Origin of the sequence: Niabella drilacis, assembly GCF_900101395.1 — a bacterium.
GTDB lineage: Bacteria > Bacteroidota > Bacteroidia > Chitinophagales > Chitinophagaceae > Niabella > Niabella drilacis.
In genome coordinates, this window is record NZ_FMZO01000002.1 from 59,406 (window position 1) to 80,634 (window position 21,229).

The following is a 21,229-nucleotide window of genomic DNA, read 5'->3' on the forward strand; positions in this document are numbered from 1 at the left end:
ATGGCTTTTTTAGGGTTTCAGCGATCGGCTATCAGCCTTCAGTGGTTTATGTAAAAAATGGGAAGCTGGTTTTTTATACTTGATGAGAAGTCTTAGGTTTCAATCCTGAAATCTCAGGTCTGGCAGCTCAGCGATTGTCGTGTATACACCGGAACGTAAGATTGATACGGGCTGTATGCGTTTTCTTAGTGGGCGGAAGACGATGCAGCCAGTGGGTTTGTGTAGTACCTTTCATTACCAGCAGACTTCCATGTTCAAGAAAACAGTCTACCCGCTCACCGCTGTTTTTATGTTTGAATGCGAATTTTCTTTCGGCGCCAAGGCTCAATGAAGCAATGGCGCCATTTTTTTTAAGCTCACGCTCTTCATCGCAATGCCAGGCCATACCCTCTGCACCGGTATGATAAAGATTAAGCAGGCAGGAATTATAGTCCTCACCTGTTTTTTGTTCGCATATTTTTTTTAACTGTAATAGCTCCTTTGTCCAGGGGAGCGCCGTTTTTGTGGTTTTGGAATACGTGTACTCAAAATTATGATCGCCATACCAGGCAACCTTTCTTTTCGTAATGATCCTTTTACCAAAGATAATGGCTTCGTCATTCCGCCACTCGATGGAGGTTAGCAACGTTTCAAAACAGAAGTCTGCGGTGTCCTGTCCCAGGACCCTGCCATAATAATGAACGATGCCGTCGTACGGCAACAGGTTATACATAAAGGAAAGGGTATTTAAGTGTAAAAATCATACTCATTACTTTCGCACGCTGGCATCCGGTATTCAGCATCTGACCGCAGCCGCTTTTGCAATGGCACAAAGGTCCGGTTGTTCTTTAAAATTGCTGTGGATGTATTTGATGCTTGTGACTATCTTATTGAAGCTTATTTTTTCCTGTACCTTCATCCCGCGAATTTATAACACAAAATTGAGGGTTGAGGATGTAAAAGGGAACCCGATTCTTGCGCTATTGACAGGGTACCGCTGCCTGGCGGTTCAGGGGTTGCATCCTGCGCTATTTCACGCAGTGTGAGCAACCAGCAGGATTGCTTTTATCCCGGATATAAATGACCCGGGAACGTCCCCGGCTAACGGTGAAAGGCCCGCTGTTTTTTTGGCGCTGTTTTTAATGGAAAGGAGCACTGTTGGTATCGCCGTTTTTCCACAAATTCCGTGTTCTCAACCGTGTTTTCGATAAATGTTACGGTTGCGTACTAAAGCCGGTTCCTTGCACCTTTTTCAATGACAGACCTGATAACTGAAATGGCTTTGTCTAACGATCGCCGCAGGATTGCGGTGTCGGTGATCTTCTGTGAATAGACCATGGCTGAAAAGAATAAAAGTATAATGATCCTGTTATTTTCATGTTGTGAATGATTCGCAGGTAAGAAACAACGGGAACTATTGACCCATGTCTGCCGGTAAGGTACCGTTTTTGATCAGGGGAAATAGTGGGGCGCACCATGTTTTCAACAAGTTGACCGGCGCTGCGTTTTCAGGATGGCCCCGGATGATGTCCTTATAGCTGCTGGTGTCTGAACGCTTATTGTTAATCCGGGTATGGCCGCCGGTAAAAGTATCCGGTTCGCATCTTTAAATGCTGTTGATAGACGCTTTCGTCAACTGGCGGTAAAGCCCGGGATTCTTAATGTTTCCTGCGTTGCTCCTGATTGGGGCAAAGCCATAAAAAAGAGTGTTCTGTTGAACACTCCCGGCTGTCTTTGATAGATCCACAATTTTTTATGTTGGAATAATGGTATATTCAATCCTTTTTAAAGCAGCCAGTTGTGTCTTTGTTTGCAGTGCAAAACTGCTGTTTTTCTTTTACAAAACGCTTAACTCAGGTTAATTAATGCCCGCCTTCCGGTTTTTAATTGCCGGGGGGTAAAATGGATCGGTTATATACTGCTTGGTTTTCAGATCACCGGACCCGACGCTGAGGTTGGGTACGCCGGCTTATAGTAGCTATGCGGGTATACGCGCAGTGAAGAACGCTGTTCCGGCAGCAGGAAGGCTGTTGCATAGGGAGAATAGGTCCTGCTTATTTTAGTTCCATTTGTTCAATTTTATTTCCAATGGACACCTGCTTCATTTCCCGCTCCAGCAGGTCAAAATCGGCCCGGGCCACGGCTTTGCTAAAGACCCCGTTCTGCAGCAGATGGATCTCGTCGCAGGTCTCATGAAGTGTTGAAAAAATATGGGAGGAGATGAGGATGGTTTTGCCGAGTTCCCTGAGTTTATGAATGATGGCGGTGATCAGCAGGTTGCTTTGTATATCCACCCCGTTAAACGGCTCGTCTAAGATAAAATAGTCGTTCTCCTGCATCAGGATCGCCATCAGGGCCAGCTTCTTTTTCATCCCGGTAGAATAGGTAGCCGCATATTGTTTTAACGGAAGCTCAAAGATGTTCTTTTGTGCTGCGCGCTCTGCTGGTTTGTGCCGTGCGTGGCAAAGCAACCGGAGGTATTCCTCCCCGGTGATCTTTGAAAAGAAGTAGGGTTCCGTTTGCAGGAAGCCCAGGTGGTTCTTCAAAGGAGCACGATCTGCAGTAATGCGGCCCTGGTGGTCTTCAATGCCGGCTATGCAGTTGAACAGGGTGGTTTTACCTGCACCATTTTCGCCCACGATGCCATATACCCTTCCTTTCTGAAAGCAGATGGAAATGTTGTTTAACACCTGGTGGCTGCCAAAACTTTTGGAAAGGGAATCAATGCTGATCATGTAAGATAAGTTGCTAACCGGTTAACGGATCTTGAATAAAAAAAAGGGATCAGACCCAGGAGCAGTGGTGGAAAAAAAATGCTGCCCAGGAAGATGAGCGTCTGTATCACCGGGATCTCTCCGGGATAAGCCGTGTATTTGACCAGGATGACCTGGATAATATACAGGTATCCCAATAACTGGATACCTGCAATCAGCCACCATTTGCCAGGGTAAGCGATCAATAGCGCCGCCAGGGGAATGAACGTTAAAAAGGTTGTGTGCAGCAGGGCTGTTTTGATCTTCTCTTTCAGGAAACCGGCGGGGGTAAAGGCAAAGCTCCACAGGTAAAACAAGGGCTCGGGCCTGGTATAAAAGGAAAGGATCAGCAGGAAATTGACGCCGCAGGCAAACAGGCATAGATGAAAGTTGTCAACAAAGATACCGATGCCGGCAAGCAGGTAAGCTGCCAGGAAAAAGAGCAGGGATTGCCGGAACCCGGTAACGAACTCGAAAGGTTTTTTGCCAAAAGGGGTGGGGATGGCGCTGCGGATAACCGCTGAATAATGGAAAAAGCTAAGTACCAGGGAGGCCGGTAACAACAACAGCGCTGCAAGAAAATATTGCCGGTATAACAGGAACAATACGAAGGGGGCAACGACGATCAGGTTTTCGGTCATTCGAATACTGCGCAGGGTGTATGCGGGAAAAATAACCTTCAGGAAATCGGCTCTTTTCCTGTTGCTGAGCTGTAACAGCCAGGATGCGGCCAGCAGCAGGTACAGGTACAACGCAAAGCTTGTTTTTGAAAACAGCAGCCAGGAAAAAAGAAAGAACCCTGTGGCCCCTAAAAGCCATCCCCACAGGGGCGACAGGCCAAAGTCCTGTATATGCCGGTTAAGCAACCGGAATTGTAACCGAAAATAAAAGCTCATTTATTGCGCATTCAGCAATGGGAAATACCGGTCTTCAATGATCCTGAAATGATGTGCCTGGTGTCCCACGATCGTAAAACCCATTGCCAGTACAGACATTTCCGATTTATAGGTATGCCCGGTAGCCAGCAGCTGTTCATCGCTCAGGTTTTTGTAGAACGCAAGCGTACTTTGACGCAGCGCCACCAGCTCATCCAGCAGGGACTCAAGCGTGCGCTCACCGGCCGCTGAATTTTCGGCAAACAGGTTCTCATCAAAGGATTGTACCGGAGTACTGTCCTTCCTGGCAAAACGCAATGCGCGGTAAATAAACACCCGTTCTGTATCGGCGATATGTAAAAGAATCTGCTTGATCGTCCACTTGCCCGGTGCATATACATCATCGCCCAGGCTGCTGATCTTTTCTTTGTCCAGTTGGTAAATATCCAGGATACTTTTTTGAATGGCAGGCACAAGCTCCAGGTCGTCCGGCACCTGGCTAATATAGCGGTCAAAGTATTCCGGCATCGGGTCAATGGCTGATTTATTCATCTTATCAGGATTTAAAATGAGTGGGGGTACAAATATAACTTAAAGAAGGGTTCTGTACATCATTAAAGTCATTGGGTTACGAAGGCAGAAAGACCAAGACACACGAAGGGCAACGCGTTTTGCCACAGATACACCGATTGTTGATGCTTCTCTGGCAAAGATCCTTACTGTTTGAGCAGTTCTCTGACTTTAATTCAGCAATAACCTAAGACCTTCCTTGTTTCAGTGCTTCAGTGGCAAACATAGGAGGCACTAATACGCCAGACATAACAAAGGTGATAGTGCCCCTGGCCTGGCTGCTGGCCCGGCCTTCTGTTACTGCGCTGGCAACGCTCACCTGTTAGGTCTTAAGACCTAACAGGTATTGACCGCCCCGCAGCGATGCGCAGGGCCCGCTCCAGGTCCTGGATCAGGTCCTCCGGATCCTCCAGCCCTACGGAAAGACGTACCAGGCTGTCTGTAACACCCGACTGGTGGCGGATGGCAGCCGGGATGGATTTATGGGTCATTTCACTGGGCAGACAAACCAGGCTTTTGACACCACCCAGGCTTTCCGCCAGCTGAAAGTAACGGGTTGCTTTTACCAGCTGCGTGGCGGTTGCTTTTTGGTCTGCCTGCAGGTCAAAGCTGACGATGCCGCCAAAGTATTTTTGCTGTTGTTTTGCAACGGCATGATTGGGATGGGAGCGGAGCCCCGGGTAATAAACATTCCTGACCAGCCCCTGCGTTTGCAGAAATTCAGCAACGGCCTGTGCATTGTTTGAATGCTGAACAATACGCAGGGATAAGGTTTCAATTCCGCGGATGGTGAGCCAGCTGTCAAACGGCCCCAGTATGGCGCCGGAGGCATTTTGAATAAATTTGATCTGTGCTCCGAGGTCGTCATTTTTTGTAACCACCAGCCCGGCGATCACATCACTGTGTCCTGCAAGATATTTAGTGGCACTATGTACCACGATATCGGCTCCCAGCTCCAGTGGCTTCTGGGCGGCCGGTGAGGCAAAGGTATTGTCCACGCAAAGCAGGATATTATGTGTTTTCGCAATGGCCGCAATGGCGCGGATATCCGAGATTTTCAATGTGGGGTTTGTGGGTGTTTCGATCCAGATCAGTTTCGTTTTTGGGGTAATGGCTTTGGCCACCTGTTCCGTATTGGTGGTATCGGTATAATTTACCCGGATGCCAAATTTTTGATAGATATGAGTGAACAGCCGGAAGGCGCCGCCATAGATATCATCCACGGCGAGTATCTCATCTCCTGCGTTCAGCAGTTTTACAACGGCATCAATTGCCGCCAAACCACTGGCAAAAGCGAACCCGCTGCTGCCGCCCTCCAATGTTGCAATCAGCTGTTCCAGTGTGGCGCGTGTAGGATTGTTGGTGCGCGAATAGTCATAGCCGCGGTGCAGGCCCGGGGCCTCCTGTACAAAAGTAGAGGTCTGGTAAATAGGCGTGGAAATGGCGCCGGTCAGTTCATCTACAGGAATGCTGTGTAAGATCTTTGTTTGCTCTTTCATTTTTTTTGTTTTTAACTGTGAAGAATACACCTGAAAAATCCATCCGGAAAAACAAAAGAAGCGATGCCGGGGACGCAAAAAAAATGCGCTCCCGACAAGTCAGAAGCGCATCCAGTTATTTTGTCAATAAATGAAAAGGCTTTTTCTAACTTATCTTTCCACAATTGTGGTTGAAGGTGGCACCTTCCCGCGCAATGCGGAGGTTGCCAAGACGTCATCGGGTCAAGTCCCTCGGTCTTTCTGGATAAGAATACTTTCAAGAACTATGGCAAAATTATAGACTATTTGAGGAGACTTCCAAATTTCCGGGGATTTTTTTTGAATGTGATGGAGTGCAACCCACCGGATCAGGTCTGCTAACCGGCAGACGTCGGGATCTTAATCATTACTGCTGTGCAGAAACATCGTGTTTACAGAACGCTTAATATTGGGATCAGGGCCCCCGGATGGCGCCCCGTAGAGGCATTGTGCAGGAACCGGTTGTTACCTATGCACCATATGGGTAATCGATAAAAATACCTGTACAGAAGCACGGGTGTGCGACGCAAGGAAGCTGCCATTTGTACTGCAGCAGGGCTCATAAGAATGTACCGGGTCTGTTTAAAAACCTTGTTTTGTTTCGTGATGGGGCCTTCGCCTTTTGAAGGGGTTACATGAAGTTCTGCCGAATGTAATCAAAAACTTTATTTATTTTTTTAATAAAGACTGATGACTACTGCTTAAATAATCGCCTTTTGTTGACTTTATTTAAAAAAATACTAAAAAAATTTTGTTTACGCATTTTTTTCGATAACATTTGTCTCGCTATTCTCTATTTTTTCAATAAACCCTCGAAACCTACAATGAACCCTCTAAATCAAACGTAGTTCCTTCTTTTGCCTGGTAAAAAAAGGAATGCTCTGAAGCATGTAGAAATAGATACCTGAGAATGTAAAACGTTATTGTTTGTACGGTGGCGTTCTGCCCGCCTGTTGCCATTCGTGCCCCTTTTTTTGCTGCCCTCAAACGGATCCCATTCTTTAAACTTTAAAATCACGAGCGCTTATGCAAACAAGATTCCAGAAGTATGTTGCAGGCTTCCCGTTGCTGCTGTGTTGCCTGTTGTTAAAACCGGGTACGCTGCAGGCGGCAACGCCTGCGGCCCATTATCATCTTCCGCTGTTGATCCGGGCAATGCCTGTTGAGGGGAAGGTGACCGACTCCGCCGGCAATCCCGTAGCCGGTGCTACTATTAAGATAAAAGGAACATCCACTGCGGTTGCCACAGCCGCAGATGGTTCGTTCAGGATCAATGTGAACGCCGGCGATGTGCTGGAAATAACCGCCATCGGGTATCAGCCCCGGGAAATTACGGCAGGTAATGAAACCACGCTCCAGATACGGCTTTCAGCCGTTGCGGCTGCACTGGACGAAGTAGTTGTGGTGGGTTATGGCACACAAAGGCGTTCTAATTTAACAGGTGCTGTTACCAGTGTCAGTACAAAGAAACTTACTGATATACCGGCAACCAATATGTCGAACACGCTGGCGGGCCGGGCCCCCGGGGTAACGGTCACCAACTCTTCCGGTCTTTCGGGTGCCAGCTCCAGCATCCGCATCCGGGGGGCCAATGGCGAGCCCCTGTATGTGATAGACGGCGTTATCAAGAGCAAGGCTGAGTTTGATGCGCTGGATCCGAACGAGATCGATCAGATGAACGTATTAAAGGATGCGGCGACGGCCTCTATATATGGTTCAAGAGCGGGGAATGGCGTTGTAGTGGTTACCACAAAAAAAGGTACCGTGCAGAAACCTGCTTTGCATTTTCAAACCTCTTTTTCGGGATCCACTCCTACAAGAACGCTGCTGAGCGATCTGACCACGGCCACGGATGAACTGATCTATCAGAACCGGGTAGTGCAGTTCAATAACGAGTACAACAAGAGGAACGATCCGCTGCCCAATGGTGAAACCGAGTTCAATTATTTTAAGGACAAGAACTATAATGTGAATGACTGGGTGTGGCGCAACCCAACCGTGCAAAAGTACCTGCTCGATATTTCGGGGGGCAGCGAAAAGCTGAATTACTATAATATGATCAGCTATACCGGGGAGAATGGTTCTTATGAGAACCTGGGGTATAAAAAATTTAACCTGCGTTCGAATATCACGGCAAAGATCACCGACGATATCAGGCTGAATATGAATATTGCGGCGGCACAGCAAAACTCCGATAAGTTTTACTGGCCCTTTTCTCCGGATGATGATTATGATGTATCGGATTTTTACCGCGTAACCTTTAACTGGCCCAAGCTATATCCCTTTTATATCAATGCAGACGGCGCGCCGGCGGATCATATAACGGACTACCCGGTGCAAACCCCCATGGGCAGCTGGCAGGCCTGGAGCGTGATCGACCAGGTGATGGGCGACCGCTATATCAAAACCAGGAAACGGCAGCTGAATACGATTGCAACCCTGGACATTAACCTGCACAAGATCACCCGGGGGCTGGCGGCCAAGATCGTGGGCAATTACGAAGCCAATGATTTCTTGCGGAAATGGTACATGACCTTCCAGAAGAATTATGTATTTATACAGGGCGATCCCAATAACCGGTTTGTACCCGGCCCGCCGGATCCTAACAAGACCAATACCTTTAATTTCAGCCAGCAGGCCCCCTTTTTACGATACCGGCAGGACAATGGCTGGAAGTACCAGTTCAATGCCTTCCTGACCTATAACCGCAGTTTTGGTAAACATGCCATCGATGCCCTTGCGGTGTTTGAGCAGCGGCAGGATCATTTTTACCGGTCCATTGCTACTGCCTATAACCCCATTGCCGATATTGACCAGTTCTTTCCCTATTCTGCCGATCCTGCAGACCGGTTTGCCGACGGGCTGGAAGGGCTGGGGGCCGCGCAGTCCTGGATCGGGAGACTGAATTACAACTATGCCAGCCGCTATATCGTAGAGGCATCGCTCCGGTACGATGGCAACAGCGCCTTTGCCAAAGGACACAAATGGGGCGCTTATCCGTCCGTATCACTGGCCTGGCGGCTTTCGCAGGAGTCTTTCTTTAAAGACCATGTCGCTTTCCTGAATGAGCTGAAGATACGGGCTTCTTATGGTACCACGGGGAACGACCTGGATTATACCGCCATTGCAGACCCACAAACCATCCAGGGATTTTATTACCGGGAAACCTATCAGAACAGTACGCCCTATGTGTTTGGCGACCGGTTGTACAAGACCATCCGGCCCAGCCCGGTGCCGGTACCTGGTTTGACCTGGGCTACAGTAGAAAATAAGAATATTGGTCTGGACTTTGCCACGTTGAGCAACCGGCTTTCGGGAAGACTGGATTTTTTCGGCAACCGGATGAAGGATATCCTGGCGTCACGGGTAGTAGCGATCCCCGACGTGTATGGCGCCATGCCGGCACCGGAGAACTACGCGGTACGCTCCTTCAAAGGCGCGGAGGTGGACTTGCAGTGGAACGATAAGGCGGGGAAAGAATTTACCTATGGGGTGTATGCAAATATGGGTTATGCCCGCGATCGCTGGGATGTGCTGGATGAACCGGTGGCCTACGGCCCGGATGGTGTGGAGCATTTCCGTACCCGCATCGGCCAGCCCGAGGACCGCATCTATGGCTTTAAGGCGCTGGGGATTGTGCGTACACAGCAACAGCTGGATGAGCTCATCGCCAAAGGCTATAATTATTACGACCGGCCTCCGTACATGGGTGCCATCATTTATGAGGATGTAAGAGGCGATGGTTTTACACCCGGTGCCGACGGAAGGATCGATGGGAATGATGTGCAGCTGCTGAGCAAGAACGGAAAACCGAGGGTCAATTATGGGTTTGGGTTCAGTGTATCATGGAAGGGATTTTCGCTGGATGCGCACTTCCAGGGAGTAACGGCTTATGATGTAATGATCAGTAACCAGGATGGACCGGGCATCCGCCAGTGGGGCGGCAATTTCCGCGTCTATTATCCCATCTGGGCCAGCGATGTGTGGACCCCGGAAAACCCGGATGCCAGGTACCCGCGGGTGGTGGGACAGAACTGGCTGGAATCCGGCAGCGACGGCTCCACCTTTTGGATCCGGAATGGTGCGTATATGCGTTTGAAGAACCTGAACATTGCCTATGCGCTTCCGGCCCGCTGGATCAGCCGCATGAAGCTGACCAATGCCCAGGTGTTTGTAAACGGGACCAACCTCTTTGCCGTTTCAAAGCTGAAGGAGTTCCAGGACCCCGAGCAGAAGAACTACGATTCGTACCCGGTGATGCGGACCCTTACTGCCGGATTGAACCTAACCTTTTAAATTTAAACCAGTAGTCAAATGAAAAAGATATTCCTGTTTTTATGCATCATCCTTTTGGGCGTCCGCTGTTCCAAAGTGCTGGATATAGAAGATGTAAACAACTACCAGCCGGAACAGGTCTGGAACGACCCCCAGCAGGCCAACGCTTTTGTGGCCAATCTTTACAATAAGTTCGGGAACTGGAGTGTGGCGGCAGACCGTAACAGTGAGCAGCTTTCCGGTATCCCTTTTGGTGAAGATGCCATTACGGTAACCGGCGCTTCCACTGCTTTTTGGGACTATGGCAATGTGCGGCTGGCCAACCTGGCCATCCGTGATGTACAGGCCGGCACACTAAGCCAGGCCGAAAAAGATGGCATCCTGGCTCAGGCCTATTTTATGCGTGCCTATACGTATTTTTCAATGGTGAAAGAATATGGTGGTGTGCCGATTGTTAAAACACCGCTGGACCGGTACCAGGACGACCTGGACCTGCCGCGTAATTCTACAAAAGAATGCTTTGAATTTATTGTAGAGGACCTGGATAAGGCCCTGACGCTGCTGCCGGCAAAGATCGATGTTACGGCTACCGATTGGGGCCATATCGATGGCAATTTTGCGCAGGCATTTAAGGCAAAAGTGCTTTTGTATAAGGCCTCACCACAGTTCAACCCCGGCAATCCCTGGGATAATGCCTACTGGGACAATGCGTATATGGAGAACAAGAAAGCTTATGAAAGCCTGAAAAGCCAGGGGTATGGACTGATCGAGGATTATGGCAAGATCGCCCTGTCTGAAAAAAATGCAGAGATCGTTTTTCCCGTCATCAATAAGTTCCCGGGAAAAACGGCCGGCTGGGATTTTGGTGCAAGGCCGGGCTCGCTGAGCAGGGGCAATGCATCTGCGTGCCCCACCTGGGAGTTTGTAAAAGCATTTCCGATGAAGGATGGTAAATTGTACAATGACCCCGCAGGTATCTACCATCAATCAGATGCCGACTTTCTGCAGGCATACTGGAAGAACCGGGATCCCCGTTTTGAAAAATCCATTCTCTGGAATGCCCGGCTGTTCCCTGTTGCAGGTACCCCCAAAGGTTATAAACAGTATACCAGTGTGGGCATCGCTTCAGCCAATGATAATTTTGGTGTGAATCCGCATGTGGGAGACAAATCCACCAACAACAATACCTATACCGGTTTCTTTATCCTGAAGAACTGCAACCTGAATCTTACCCAGCCCAATGTACAGCAGTATGATATTGATTTTGTGCTGATGCGCTTTGCAGAAGTGATGCTGAACTATGCAGAAACTGCCAACGAAACAGGGCATACCGCGGTGGCGCTGGCACTGCTCAGGGAAATACGGAAGCGCGCCGGAATTGAACCGGGAGCCGGCAATACTTATGGTATTACGGCAGCTTCGAGGGAACAGGTGCGGCTGGCGATCATGAATGAGCGGAATATTGAACTTTGTTTTGAAGGCCATCGCTTCAATGACCTGCGTCGCTGGAGGATGTTCAGCCTGCTGGACGAGAAGACGAAGAACGGCGTGGAGGCCATTGCTATTAATACCAATGGTTCAGAAATGCCCATACAGCAGGCACAGCAGCAGGCCAGCACCTTTAGCCTGTCTGAGGACAATTTTAAGTACTCCGTGGTACAGGTACCGCAAACCGGCGTACAAAAGAACATCGTTCCGGATAAATATTATTTTTACCCGATAGCCCAGAGTATCATCAATAAAACGACGAAGCTGGAGCAAAATAAAGATTGGGGTGGTTCTTTTGATCCCACGCTGCATTAATCAGCCAGCAGGCTGGCTTTCTGTCCGCCGATGATCTGAACGGCGCTGAGATAGGCGTAGAAGGGCACCAGCGTGCCCAGGATGATGATGAACAGGGTATAGCTGTAAGTGTATTCATCCCAGATCCCGGTTATCTGCCAGGGCGTTTTTACAACGGAAATGGCCAGGCCGCCAATCAGCATTCCCCAGCCAATAACCGTTACCGCACTGTATTTTTTTTAAAGGGACACCGGCTGCAGCGTATAAATGGCCAGGGCTATGGCGGAGGCAATGCCCAATATAAGAGCAGTTCCTGAGATATTCAGGGTATGGACATTGCCATGGGTCACCAGCAAAAAAGTACCGGACACGGCCATGAGGATCGCAAGACACCCGGGCCATGCAGGTGCTTTTTTGTTTTTAAGTGCCAGGTACCCTGCAATGATTACCGGACCTGCATATTGCAGGATGGTAGCCGTAGCAGCATTGGAATGCCGGATGGCGGCGAAATAAGTGTATTGCACCGTCAGCATGCCGGTAAGCCCAAATGATAACAGCTGGAGCCTATCTTTTTTAGTTCGCCATATTTTAAGGAGATCACTGTCTTTCTTTATCCCGGAAAAGGCCAGCAACAGGATGCCGGAAACCAGCATGCGCACGGCCATCAGCCATTCTACGTTTATATTCCGTTGCTGGAAGAGGAACTGGCTGAAGGTTCCGGAAATGCCCCACAATGAAGCGGCAAGCAATGCCAGGACAATTCCCCTCTTGGTCCGTTTTTCACTCATGATCCTGATATGTGTTGTAAAAATGAAAGAAGCTGCAAAAGTACGCGCAGGTGTCCTGATGAGGTCCCTGTTTTTACAGCTTTTAAAAAAGAATTCAAAAAGGGGGTACCTGTGGTCCGAAAGGGACAGGAAGCAATAGCCCCTCAAGTTACGGAGGATGATCAGTAATGTAATTGCTCCAGTTCTGTGAACAGTCCTTTAAGATCCTGCTTCATGAGGTTGATATTGGACTCCAGCTGATCGTACATGTCTGCCCGGTTGTTGAGCTGCCCGGCCGAATATTTTCCACCGTTGCCGAAATAAAGCTGCGTTTTTTTGAGCTGCTTCTTCGAGGGATTGTGCGCTACCTGCCCAAAGCTGATCCATTTTTCAATCAAAAGCTCTCTTAATGATCCTGCACCTTGTTGAGCGGGATTTTTATAATTGAGATAATACCAGACAGAAGGCGGAAAGATCGATGAGGTAGCCTGCCCCTTCCAGATCTCCTTTAAGGCATTTCTTTTGTGATGAAATTCAGTGCCTGATTTATTTAACAGGATGAGCAAGCCCAGCGTGGCTTCGGCAACGCCCGTACCCACACCGATATAATCGCCGGAGTTGCCACTGTTCAGCAGGGCGCCGGTCGAAATAGCGCCCGTGGCGCCCACTACAATAGCGCCCACCGTCAGCTTTGATTCGAGCGCATCCTGTTTGCCGCTTAAATAGTTGGCGATCTGGCTGGCACGCTCTTCCTCGCAATCCATTTCGGAGGAAACGGCTGAAACTTCGAGGGAAGAAATATTGATGCGGTTCGCTATTTTCTGGGACAGCTCCAGCAGGTGCAGCCGGCTTTCTGCTGAAGGCTGCATACGATATTTCTTTTGGGCATCCGCATAGCGCCCCAGGTCATCCAGTACACCGATGGCGTGTGCCATATTGAGACTTTTGAAGCTGAATTTGGAAAGAAGGGCTGTGTCAATGATGATCTCGTGGATGGGCCTGGGCATATCAGCAACCGTATAGGTATAGACATTCTGTTGATTGCAATTGCTTTTTTCCAGCTGTGCCCGCAGCGCCGTATTTTTGATGCCGCTGCAGGAAACGGCAGCGGCAATGCCTGCGGCTGCAAGAAACATTCCTGTGTACTGTTTTGCTTTTTTCATGCCGGCTATGGTTGTTTGATGGTCGGATTCTGTAAGATAAAATTTGTACTTCAAAGGTAACCTTAAAATGTAAAGAGCGGTCTCGGCCCCGGGCTTTTAAGCGCATCATGGCTCCGTCTTTTGCAAAGCGAGGAAATAAGCCGGCGCTTCCAGCATGCGGCTGCCATACCAGCTGAACAGGGTTCCATCGGCCAGCAGGATCTTTGCCCCCGGGAAAAGCCGCTGCAGTGCCACCCTGTGTTTTTCTTTAAACGGATAGGGCTCTGAAGCCAGCAGGAGGTATTCGGGGGCAAGAGCCTGCAATTCGGGCAGGTTTACAACAGGGTACCGGCGCCGGGGGGCATAAAGGTTTTTGAAGCCGGCCCGTTGCATCATATCACTGATAAAAGTATCTCCCCCTACCGTCATCCAGGGGTCCTTCCAGATCAAATAGGCGGCCGTTTTTTGCGCAGGGATCCTGAGGGCTGCAAATGCCTTTTCTATAGCAGAGATCAGTGCCGCCGCATTGGCAGTACGCAGGGTGGCAGTGCCAACGGTGCGGATCATGCTGATAGCCTCTGTGTAATTATTTACATCTGTTACCAGTACGGGAAAGCGATCCTGCAATGCCTCCACCTGCTCCTTTATATTTTCTTCTTTATTGGCGATGATCAGATCCGGCTGAAGGGCGGTGATTTTTGCCATGTCCAGGGTCTTGGTGCCGCCTATCCTTGTTTTGGTCCGGAACCATGTTTGCGGATGAATGCAGAATTTAGTGATGCCGGTTACCTCCTGTTCCAACCCCAGGGTGTACAACAGCTCTGTTATGGAAGGAACAAGGGATACGAGTTGCATGGTTCTGAAGCTGATTTGGAAATGGGAGCATTTGGAAATTCGAAAATGAAGGAACAACAGGCTTTCGGAAATAAAATCAGGTCAGCCTGTCGGCCGCCTGCTTGTCCGGTAGGTGGGCTGCAAAACAGGAAATATGAAACCTCAAATTTGAAAGGTTCCTATTTCTCCGCCGTATAAATACAGCAGATCCCCAGTGTAAGCGCGGTATACCGGGCCTTTGAAAAGCCCACTTTTTCAAGGATCGCTGTAAAATCCTTACGTTCCGGAAAGGCACGGGCCGATTGATTCAGGTATTGATACGCTTCCTTATTCTGTTTTAACAGGCCGGCGATCTGCGGCGCCACCACATTCATATAAAGCTGGTACAGTCCTTTGAAAATACCCGGGCGGGGGCGCGAAAATTCGATGATCAGCAATTGCCCTCCCGGTTTTAATACGCGATGCATTTCGGAAAGCCCTTTTTCCAGGTGTTCAAAATTGCGCACACCAAATGCGGCCATAGCGGCATCAAAAGAATGATCGGGAAACCGGAGGTTTTCGGAATCGCCCTGCTCCAGTGTTATCCTGTCGCTTAATCCTTCTTTTGCGATCTTCTGGCGGCCCACTTCCAGCATCTGGGCAGAAATGTCAACGCCGGTGATGTGCCGGGGGGCCAGCATCCTGCAGGCACGCAGCGCCATGTCACCGGTTCCGGTGGCAATATCCAGTATCTGCTGCGGCTGGTATTTTTTGAGCATCCCGATGGCTTTTTTGCGCCAGGCTACATCAGTGCGGCCGGAGAGTACCCGGTTAGTGAGGTCGTACCGGGGGGCGATCCGGTCGAACATTTCTGCTACCTGTTCTTTTTTCGATTTTCCGGATTCTTTATACGGGATGATATGATCGTGCGAAAATTCAGTCATAAACTGCAAAGGTAACAAGAATTAGGCAGTGATGCGCAGCGGATCCCGGAAGGAACCCCGGCAGGGAACGCTTCCTGTTTTGAACGGTAAACGGGCCTGCATCCGTATTTATTATTAAGGATGCAGGCCCGTTTGTTATCGGATCCTGTAGAAAATGATCCGGTACAGACTTAGTAGATCCAGCCCGGAGTTTTTTTCAGGCTCGGGTTTTTTTCTATTTCTGCGCTTGGTACGGGGAAAATGCTGAAGTCGTTCGTGGAGGACCACTGTATGGTACCATTGCCATTGCTTTGCTGCCCGTTGCAGGTGTGTGCTGCCGGTATGTAGCCCATATATTTGGAATACTTTGTCTGGCGCAAGGTGCCCCAGCGCAGCTCTTCGTAAAAGTTAACGCCTTCGTTCATGAGTTCCCTTCGGGATTCATCGCGGATCTTGGTCATGGCATCCTCCAGGTTGGAGAAGGTATAGGCCGGCATTTCTACGGATGTCCGGGCCCGGACGAGGTTCACTTTCTGAGCGGCTCCATCCAGGTCGCCCTGTTGTGCCAGCGCCTCGGCCCACATCAGCAGAACATATGCATAACGGAGGATGGGTTCGTCGATCGGGTTATCATTGATATAATCCGCTTCGTAACCTTTCATAACGAACTTGCGGTGACGAAAAGCAAATTCCGCTTCGCTGGTTCCGTCCTGGCGCAGATCAAAAGGGGAGGAGATCCCCATCGTGGTCTGTGCTGCAACCGATTGGTTAGTGGCCCCCACCGGCCAGCGGTAAACGTAGGGAACGGGGGTCAGGTTGCCATTGGTGGCCTGGTTGGCATCGGTACCCAAATATTGATCGCCGTAGGGAACGATGAGGTTGGCATAGAAACGCGGGTCGCGGTTTTGCCATGCTTTCTTAAGACGGGCCTCATTGCCCTCCGCGAGGTACCTGCTCTTGGTGGCCAGCGGCGATAGTTTATTGTTGATCAGGGTAGCCATGGCCGTGCTTACAATGGGCTGGCCGTTCGCTTCCTTATCCCGCAGGAAGTATACAAGCCGGTCTTTTTCAGGAGTGGCAAAATAACCGGGGATCACGTTTTCCCAGTTAAACGGGGTTCCGTCCTTATATTCATACAGATCAACCATTGCAGGGGGCGCACTGTATTGGGAAAAACCGGTTGATCCTGTTTTATCCCCTGCGGATCTTGTTCCTGCCATCAGCTGCATCCGCGATCCATAGCCCGGTTTGGCGATGTTCTGAAGGGAGAAGATCATTTCCACGCTTGCCTCGTTTGCTTCTGTAAACAATGCTGCATATCCTGCCTGGAAAAGATCGTAGCCGCAGCTTTGCACTTTTGCAAAATCATCGGCTGCTTTTTGTAAAAGGGGTTTATCAATGGTTGTGCCTTCAACGACGCCGGTATTATTGTTGTAATTGTATTTGGCGCCCTGCATCAGGTATGCCCTGCCCCTCAGCGCATATGCAGCTCCCTTGGATGCCCGTCCTTTTTCCCGGTAACGGTTCGGGAAGTTGGGCTCGTTGATGCAATCTGTAAGATCCTTAATGATCTGGTCCCATACTGCTGCTTCTGACGATTGTGTTTTGGTGGCTTCCTCCACCGATGCCAGTGGCTCGGTATAAAGAGGAACACCGGTTCCGTAGCGCCCGTAAAGTTCGTTCAGACGCATATAATAATAGGCCCGGAGAAATTTGCTTTCGGCCAGCAGCCGGGTGCGGGTTTCATCGTCTACTCCGCCGCCGCCGGGCTGGGAGAGGTTGAAGATCCCGTCATTGGCCCGGTGAACGCCTTCATAAAGTGTTTTCCACATGGTTGAGAAGAACTGGTCTCCGGAACCGGCCGTGCCATTCATATAGGGGATCGAACGATAGGCTTCCCCTGTCATTCCCAGGCATTCAAACGGGATGACCGTTAATCCATAAGTGGCAGAGCCATAAACGCCCCAGCCACGCAGGTTTGCATAAATGCCGGCAACGCCCTGGTTGGTTAAAGCCGCGTTGGTCCACATGTTGCCGGAAGCAACAGAATTATAGGGTGCTGTATCCAGTATTTTTGTACACGCCTGCGATGTACAGAGCGCTGCAAAAAATAAAGAATAGATGAACTGTTTCATATCAATATCATTTGAATTCGTTAATTAAAAAGTAATGTTCAGACCTCCGGAAATGATGCGGGGGATGGGGTAAGACTGGAACCCTCCGCCACCGATCTCGGGATCCACACCCGGAAAGTTGGTGATGGTGAACACATTCTCCGCCGAAGCAAACAAGCGCACCCTGTTTGCATATGCTTTGGTGGTCCAGGGTTTCGGGAAGGTATAGCCGATCTGCAATGTTTTTAATTTTACGTAAGAAGCATTATACAGGTCGTTTGTGTTGCTGCGGTACGCAGAGGCTATGTTCCCGATGCGCAGATAGGGCGCATTGATATTGGCATTGGGATCAGTGGCCGGGTCATAATTGGGATCGGTTGCGGCTTTTTGAGGATCGCTGTAATAATAAATGTTACGGGCATTCAGCGCTACAATGGTTCCTTCCTGCCAGCTGGAGCTGCTCATGGAGTTAAACCCGCGCTCGTAAATATAGTAGTACATGCCGAGGTTCCCCGCCCAGGTCATATTGAGGTCAATGCCCTTCCAGGCGGCTGAGAGGTTTAAGCCAAAAGAGAATTTGGGCATGGAAGACTTGCCTGTAAAAAAGCGGTCGTTATCATTGGTGCCATACATGCCATCCCCGTTGAGGTCGGCATAAATGGCTTCACCGTACCACAGGCCCCCGTTCTGGCCCACGCTCTGGTTGTTGAAATTATACCGGGGCTTTCCGTTCGCATCTTTTTGTGCAAGCATGGCCTTTACCCAATCCAGGTCGGCCTTGGTACGGATCATGCCGTCCAGCGGTCCGCCGTTGGGATCGGGGGTTACGCCGTCTGCTAAATAAATATTACCGTTGCCCTGGTGCCGTTGCCAGATGTAGTATTCATTATAGGGATGGCCTTCCACGCGTATGGTATTGCCCGATACATCGGCTACATCCCCGCGGTTGGTAACCCATGTGCGGTTACCTGTTTCATCCGTAACCCAGCCTTCCGTGAATTTTCCTTTGTATTGGGTAATGATATTTTTGTTAACCGAAAAGTTTGCGTTCACGCTGTATTGAAATTCTTTGACCCTGTCTCTCCAGCCCAGCGAAAATTCGAAACCGCTGTTACGCATGTCCGATGTATTTGTGGTGGGAGCGCCGATGGTTCCCATGGTCAGGTATACGGAAGGTGCGGCAAGGATTCCCTTTGTGAGGCGGGAGTAGTAATCGGCTTCCAGGGTGAGGCGGTTGTTCAGGAATGCCGCTTCAATACCGATGTCGGCAGATGTAGCGGACTCCCAATGCAGCAGCGAGTTGGCAATTTTGCCTTTACGCAGCCCGTCATAAACATTTCCGTCGAAGGAGTAGTTAACGGATCCGTAAGTAGCCTGCCACTCGTAATAGCCTGAGGTGGTATTACCCAGCTGTCCCCATGAGCCTCTCAGTTTCAGATTGGAGAGAACATCTTTTGTGCCCTCCATGAATTTTTCCTCGCTGATACGCCAGCCTGCGGAGAATGAAGGGAACATACCCCAGCGGTAGTCGGGGCCAAAGCGGGAAGAACCATCCCGGCGTACGTTGGCCTCAAACAAATAACGCTGCTTGTATGCATAGTTCAAACGCCCGAAATAGGAAACCACCGCATAATCCTGTTCGGCAGTGCCGCCTAACGTGGGAGGGAGCTTATCAAGTGCGGCTGTAAAATCCGGCAGGCTCAGGTCCAGTAACCCTGTGCGGGTGGCACTGAATCCTTTTACATTCCAATAATATCTTTCCGCTCCCAGCAGGCCCGTAATGCTATGATCTCCGAAAGATCTCATATAGTTCAGGGTTGCGGTTGCCGTATTGTTGGCGTACCGGGTTGTACCGCGTGTGGTGGTGGCGTCGCTGCTGCCCACGCCGGGCTTTATTTCCCCGGTACGGAAGTTCTTCTTATCCACTTTTTTGCTGTAGGTGGCAGTTTCGCTGAATAAGGTCTGGTAGTTGTACCGCACCTGTGCAGAAAGCCCTTTTGTTATATCCACTCCTGCATACCAGGTGGTATTCAGCCTCGTGTCATCGTAGGAGCCGCCCCTGCTTACAACCGTTGCCAGCAGGTTGTTGGATGAAGAATTGTCTACAGCAATACCATACATTCCATCATAATAAGGCGTCATGGCGGGGGTATTCTGGAACATATAGGTGAAGTCTGTATTCCCCGGCTGCGTCCTTTCGAAGGTGGCATAGGTTTGCGTACCTACTTTCAGGAATTTGTTGATCCGGGTTTCAAGGTTCACGCGGCCCTGGTAGTTTTTTAAACCGGTATTTTGCAGGGTGCCGGGGTTATTTAAATGACCGAACGAGAGCAGGTAGGTGGTATTTTCGCTACCCCCGGAAACAGATACCGTATGTTTTTGTGAGGTACTGGGCAAGAAAAGATAGTCGGACCATTGTGTGCTGGGATAAGCCAGGTAGTTGGGTACACCATAGGGGTTATCTGTGCTGTTGGGATCTTTTCCTTCTGCGGCCCTCCATTCATCAATGGCCTCCTTTGTATATTTGGTGGTGGCATCCCATTTGGCATTGGTGTACCAGCGATTGGCCATTTCCATGTACTCGGCATAATTGTCTTCAAAGCGGAAGGCTTTACCACTCATTTTGGTATTGGACAGCAAACCGGTATAGGTGATCCTGGGTGCCTGGCCCTTCTTTCCCTTTTTGGTGGTGATCAGCAATACCCCGTTTGCGCCACGGGAGCCGTAGATGGCGGCGCTGGCCGCATCCTTTAAAAACGAGATGGATTCAACATCTTCACTGTTAACAGAGTTGATGCTTGCTTCGGAACCGTCAACAATGACCAGGGGCGAAAGGTAGCTGCTGTTAAAGGTGCCAACACCCCGGATGCGGATACTGGCCCCATCGCTGCCGGGCTTCCCCGATCCCTGGTTAACGGATACCCCGGAGGCCAACCCCGAAAGGGACGAAGATAAATTCATGGTGGCGCGGCTTTCCAGCTTATCTGCAGACACTGTGGCAACAGCGCCGGTCAGGTTGACCCTTTTCTGAACGCCGTATCCTACCACTACCACTTCTTCCAGTTTATTCTCCACCGGGGCAAGTATGATATCGAAACTGTCCTGGTCTGCAATGGTTATTTCTTTTGTTTCGTATCCTACAATAGAGAATACGAGTACATCACCCGGGTTGGCACTAACAGAAAAACGCCCGGTTTCCGAAGTGGTTACGCCGTTTGCAGTGCCTTTGATCGTTACCGAAACGTTTGCCAGCGGTAAACCGGCAGGATCCTTTACCACACCGGTGATGGTGCGTTTGGCAACAGCTGTGCTATCCGCGCCGGATTCGCGGGCTATAACAATGATCCGGTTGTTGGGGAGCTGTTTCCAGGCAAGGGCGGCATCCTGGAGCACTTTGTTCAATACCTCGCTGATAGTGGCATCTTTTGCATAAACGGAGGTGAAGTAGCGCTTTGGCACCACATCGCTGCTAAAATAAAAACGGTAGGGTGATCTCTTTTCAATTTTCTTGAATATCTCGGTCAGCGACACATGCTCCTCCTTCAGGCTGATCGTGTTTTGCCCGTAATTTGTGGCAGACAGCTGTAATCCGAGAAGTAAAAAGGCCAGAGATAACTTCATAATCAATAGGGTTTTCCCCAAGCGCAGGTGCATACGGCTTCCACCCCGCGCTTGATGGCAAGTACTTTTTTGCATATATTTGTTTTGAGTTGATGAAA

General features: G+C 49.8%; 13 protein-coding genes, 1 pseudogene and 1 riboswitch. Of the genes and pseudogenes, 2 read left to right on the top strand and 12 right to left on the bottom strand.

What is annotated here, in order from left to right; all coding sequences use genetic code 11:
• Nucleotides 1-127: 127 nt before the first annotated feature.
• The 5 genes from BLS44_RS03640 to BLS44_RS03660 all read right to left on the bottom strand — a co-directional run bounded on the left by BLS44_RS03640 (nt 128) and on the right by BLS44_RS03660 (nt 5,676).
• Nucleotides 128-712, bottom strand: a complete 585-nt coding sequence (locus BLS44_RS03640) for an alpha-ketoglutarate-dependent dioxygenase AlkB family protein (protein WP_090388694.1) — start codon at nt 710-712, stop codon at nt 128-130.
• 1,321 nt (nt 713-2,033) lie between these two features.
• A complete protein-coding gene (locus tag BLS44_RS03645) occupies nt 2,034-2,714 on the bottom strand; it encodes an ABC transporter ATP-binding protein (RefSeq protein ID WP_090388695.1) in 681 nt (226 codons plus the stop codon).
• Nucleotides 2,711-3,628 carry a hypothetical protein gene (locus tag BLS44_RS03650; protein ID WP_090388696.1) on the bottom strand — a complete coding sequence of 306 codons (918 nt, stop codon included), beginning with the start codon at nt 3,626-3,628 and terminating at the stop codon, nt 2,711-2,713. Before BLS44_RS03650 ends, BLS44_RS03645 begins: the two co-directional genes overlap by 4 nt.
• Entirely contained in the window at nt 3,629-4,159 is a 531-nt protein-coding gene (locus BLS44_RS03655) for a DinB family protein (protein ID WP_090388697.1), read from the bottom strand.
• A 347-nt stretch (nt 4,160-4,506) separates the two neighbouring features.
• The gene (locus BLS44_RS03660; RefSeq protein WP_090388698.1) at nt 4,507-5,676 is read right to left on the bottom strand and encodes a trans-sulfuration enzyme family protein; all 1,170 of its coding nucleotides are present in this window, start codon (nt 5,674-5,676) and stop codon (nt 4,507-4,509) included.
• A 147-nt stretch (nt 5,677-5,823) separates the two neighbouring features.
• Nucleotides 5,824-5,927, bottom strand: a riboswitch (SAM riboswitch).
• A gap of 793 nt (nt 5,928-6,720) precedes the next feature.
• Between BLS44_RS03660 and BLS44_RS03665 the strand changes: the two genes are divergently transcribed.
• Nucleotides 6,721-9,990: a SusC/RagA family TonB-linked outer membrane protein gene (locus tag BLS44_RS03665; RefSeq protein ID WP_090388699.1), complete on the top strand. Its 3,270-nt coding sequence runs from the start codon at nt 6,721-6,723 to the stop codon at nt 9,988-9,990.
• A gap of 18 nt (nt 9,991-10,008) precedes the next feature.
• The gene (locus BLS44_RS03670) at nt 10,009-11,772 is read left to right on the top strand and encodes a RagB/SusD family nutrient uptake outer membrane protein (RefSeq protein ID WP_090388700.1); all 1,764 of its coding nucleotides are present in this window, start codon (nt 10,009-10,011) and stop codon (nt 11,770-11,772) included.
• Here the strand turns inward: BLS44_RS03670 and BLS44_RS26765 are convergent.
• From BLS44_RS26765 to BLS44_RS03705, 7 genes and pseudogenes are all read right to left on the bottom strand, one after another.
• A pseudogene (locus BLS44_RS26765) lies at nt 11,769-11,975 on the bottom strand (hypothetical protein); the annotation flags it as partial. The gene BLS44_RS03670 and the pseudogene BLS44_RS26765 overlap by 4 nt on opposite strands.
• A 15-nt stretch (nt 11,976-11,990) precedes the next feature.
• Nucleotides 11,991-12,539 carry a DMT family transporter gene (locus tag BLS44_RS03675; protein WP_218127686.1) on the bottom strand — a complete coding sequence of 183 codons (549 nt, stop codon included), beginning with the start codon at nt 12,537-12,539 and terminating at the stop codon, nt 11,991-11,993.
• A gap of 161 nt (nt 12,540-12,700) precedes the next feature.
• Nucleotides 12,701-13,681, bottom strand: coding sequence for a hypothetical protein (locus BLS44_RS03680; RefSeq protein WP_143019647.1), 981 nt, complete (start codon nt 13,679-13,681; stop codon nt 12,701-12,703).
• 105 nt (nt 13,682-13,786) lie between these two features.
• The gene (locus BLS44_RS03685) at nt 13,787-14,515 is read right to left on the bottom strand and encodes an ABC transporter substrate-binding protein (RefSeq protein ID WP_090388702.1); all 729 of its coding nucleotides are present in this window, start codon (nt 14,513-14,515) and stop codon (nt 13,787-13,789) included.
• Nucleotides 14,516-14,673: 158 nt separating this feature from the next.
• Entirely contained in the window at nt 14,674-15,417 is a 744-nt protein-coding gene (ubiE, locus tag BLS44_RS03695; RefSeq protein ID WP_090388704.1) for a bifunctional demethylmenaquinone methyltransferase/2-methoxy-6-polyprenyl-1,4-benzoquinol methylase UbiE, read from the bottom strand.
• Between the two features lie 170 nt (nt 15,418-15,587).
• On the bottom strand, nt 15,588-17,531 hold the full coding sequence (locus BLS44_RS03700; RefSeq protein WP_090388705.1) for a RagB/SusD family nutrient uptake outer membrane protein: 1,944 nt from the start codon (nt 17,529-17,531) through the stop codon (nt 15,588-15,590).
• 24 nt (nt 17,532-17,555) lie between these two features.
• A complete protein-coding gene (locus BLS44_RS03705; protein ID WP_090389153.1) occupies nt 17,556-21,131 on the bottom strand; it encodes a SusC/RagA family TonB-linked outer membrane protein in 3,576 nt (1,191 codons plus the stop codon).
• Nucleotides 21,132-21,229 lie beyond the last annotated feature (98 nt).

Bases quoted from the DNA above. Each gene is read 5' to 3' on its own strand.
- BLS44_RS03640 (WP_090388694.1), bottom strand. From the start codon at position 712: ATGTATAACCTGTTGCCGTACGACGGCATCGTTCATTATTATGGCAGG.
- BLS44_RS03645 (WP_090388695.1), bottom strand. From the start codon at position 2,714: ATGATCAGCATTGATTCCCTTTCCAAAAGTTTTGGCAGCCACCAGGTG.
- BLS44_RS03650 (WP_090388696.1), bottom strand. From the start codon at position 3,628: ATGAGCTTTTATTTTCGGTTACAATTCCGGTTGCTTAACCGGCATATA.
- BLS44_RS03655 (WP_090388697.1), bottom strand. From the start codon at position 4,159: ATGAATAAATCAGCCATTGACCCGATGCCGGAATACTTTGACCGCTAT.
- BLS44_RS03660 (WP_090388698.1), bottom strand. From the start codon at position 5,676: ATGAAAGAGCAAACAAAGATCTTACACAGCATTCCTGTAGATGAACTG.
- BLS44_RS03665 (WP_090388699.1), top strand. From the start codon at position 6,721: ATGCAAACAAGATTCCAGAAGTATGTTGCAGGCTTCCCGTTGCTGCTG.
- BLS44_RS03670 (WP_090388700.1), top strand. From the start codon at position 10,009: ATGAAAAAGATATTCCTGTTTTTATGCATCATCCTTTTGGGCGTCCGC.
- BLS44_RS03675 (WP_218127686.1), bottom strand. From the start codon at position 12,539: ATGAGTGAAAAACGGACCAAGAGGGGAATTGTCCTGGCATTGCTTGCC.
- BLS44_RS03680 (WP_143019647.1), bottom strand. From the start codon at position 13,681: ATGAAAAAAGCAAAACAGTACACAGGAATGTTTCTTGCAGCCGCAGGC.
- BLS44_RS03685 (WP_090388702.1), bottom strand. From the start codon at position 14,515: ATGCAACTCGTATCCCTTGTTCCTTCCATAACAGAGCTGTTGTACACC.
- ubiE (WP_090388704.1), bottom strand. From the start codon at position 15,417: ATGACTGAATTTTCGCACGATCATATCATCCCGTATAAAGAATCCGGA.
- BLS44_RS03700 (WP_090388705.1), bottom strand. From the start codon at position 17,531: ATGAAACAGTTCATCTATTCTTTATTTTTTGCAGCGCTCTGTACATCG.
- BLS44_RS03705 (WP_090389153.1), bottom strand. From the start codon at position 21,131: ATGAAGTTATCTCTGGCCTTTTTACTTCTCGGATTACAGCTGTCTGCC.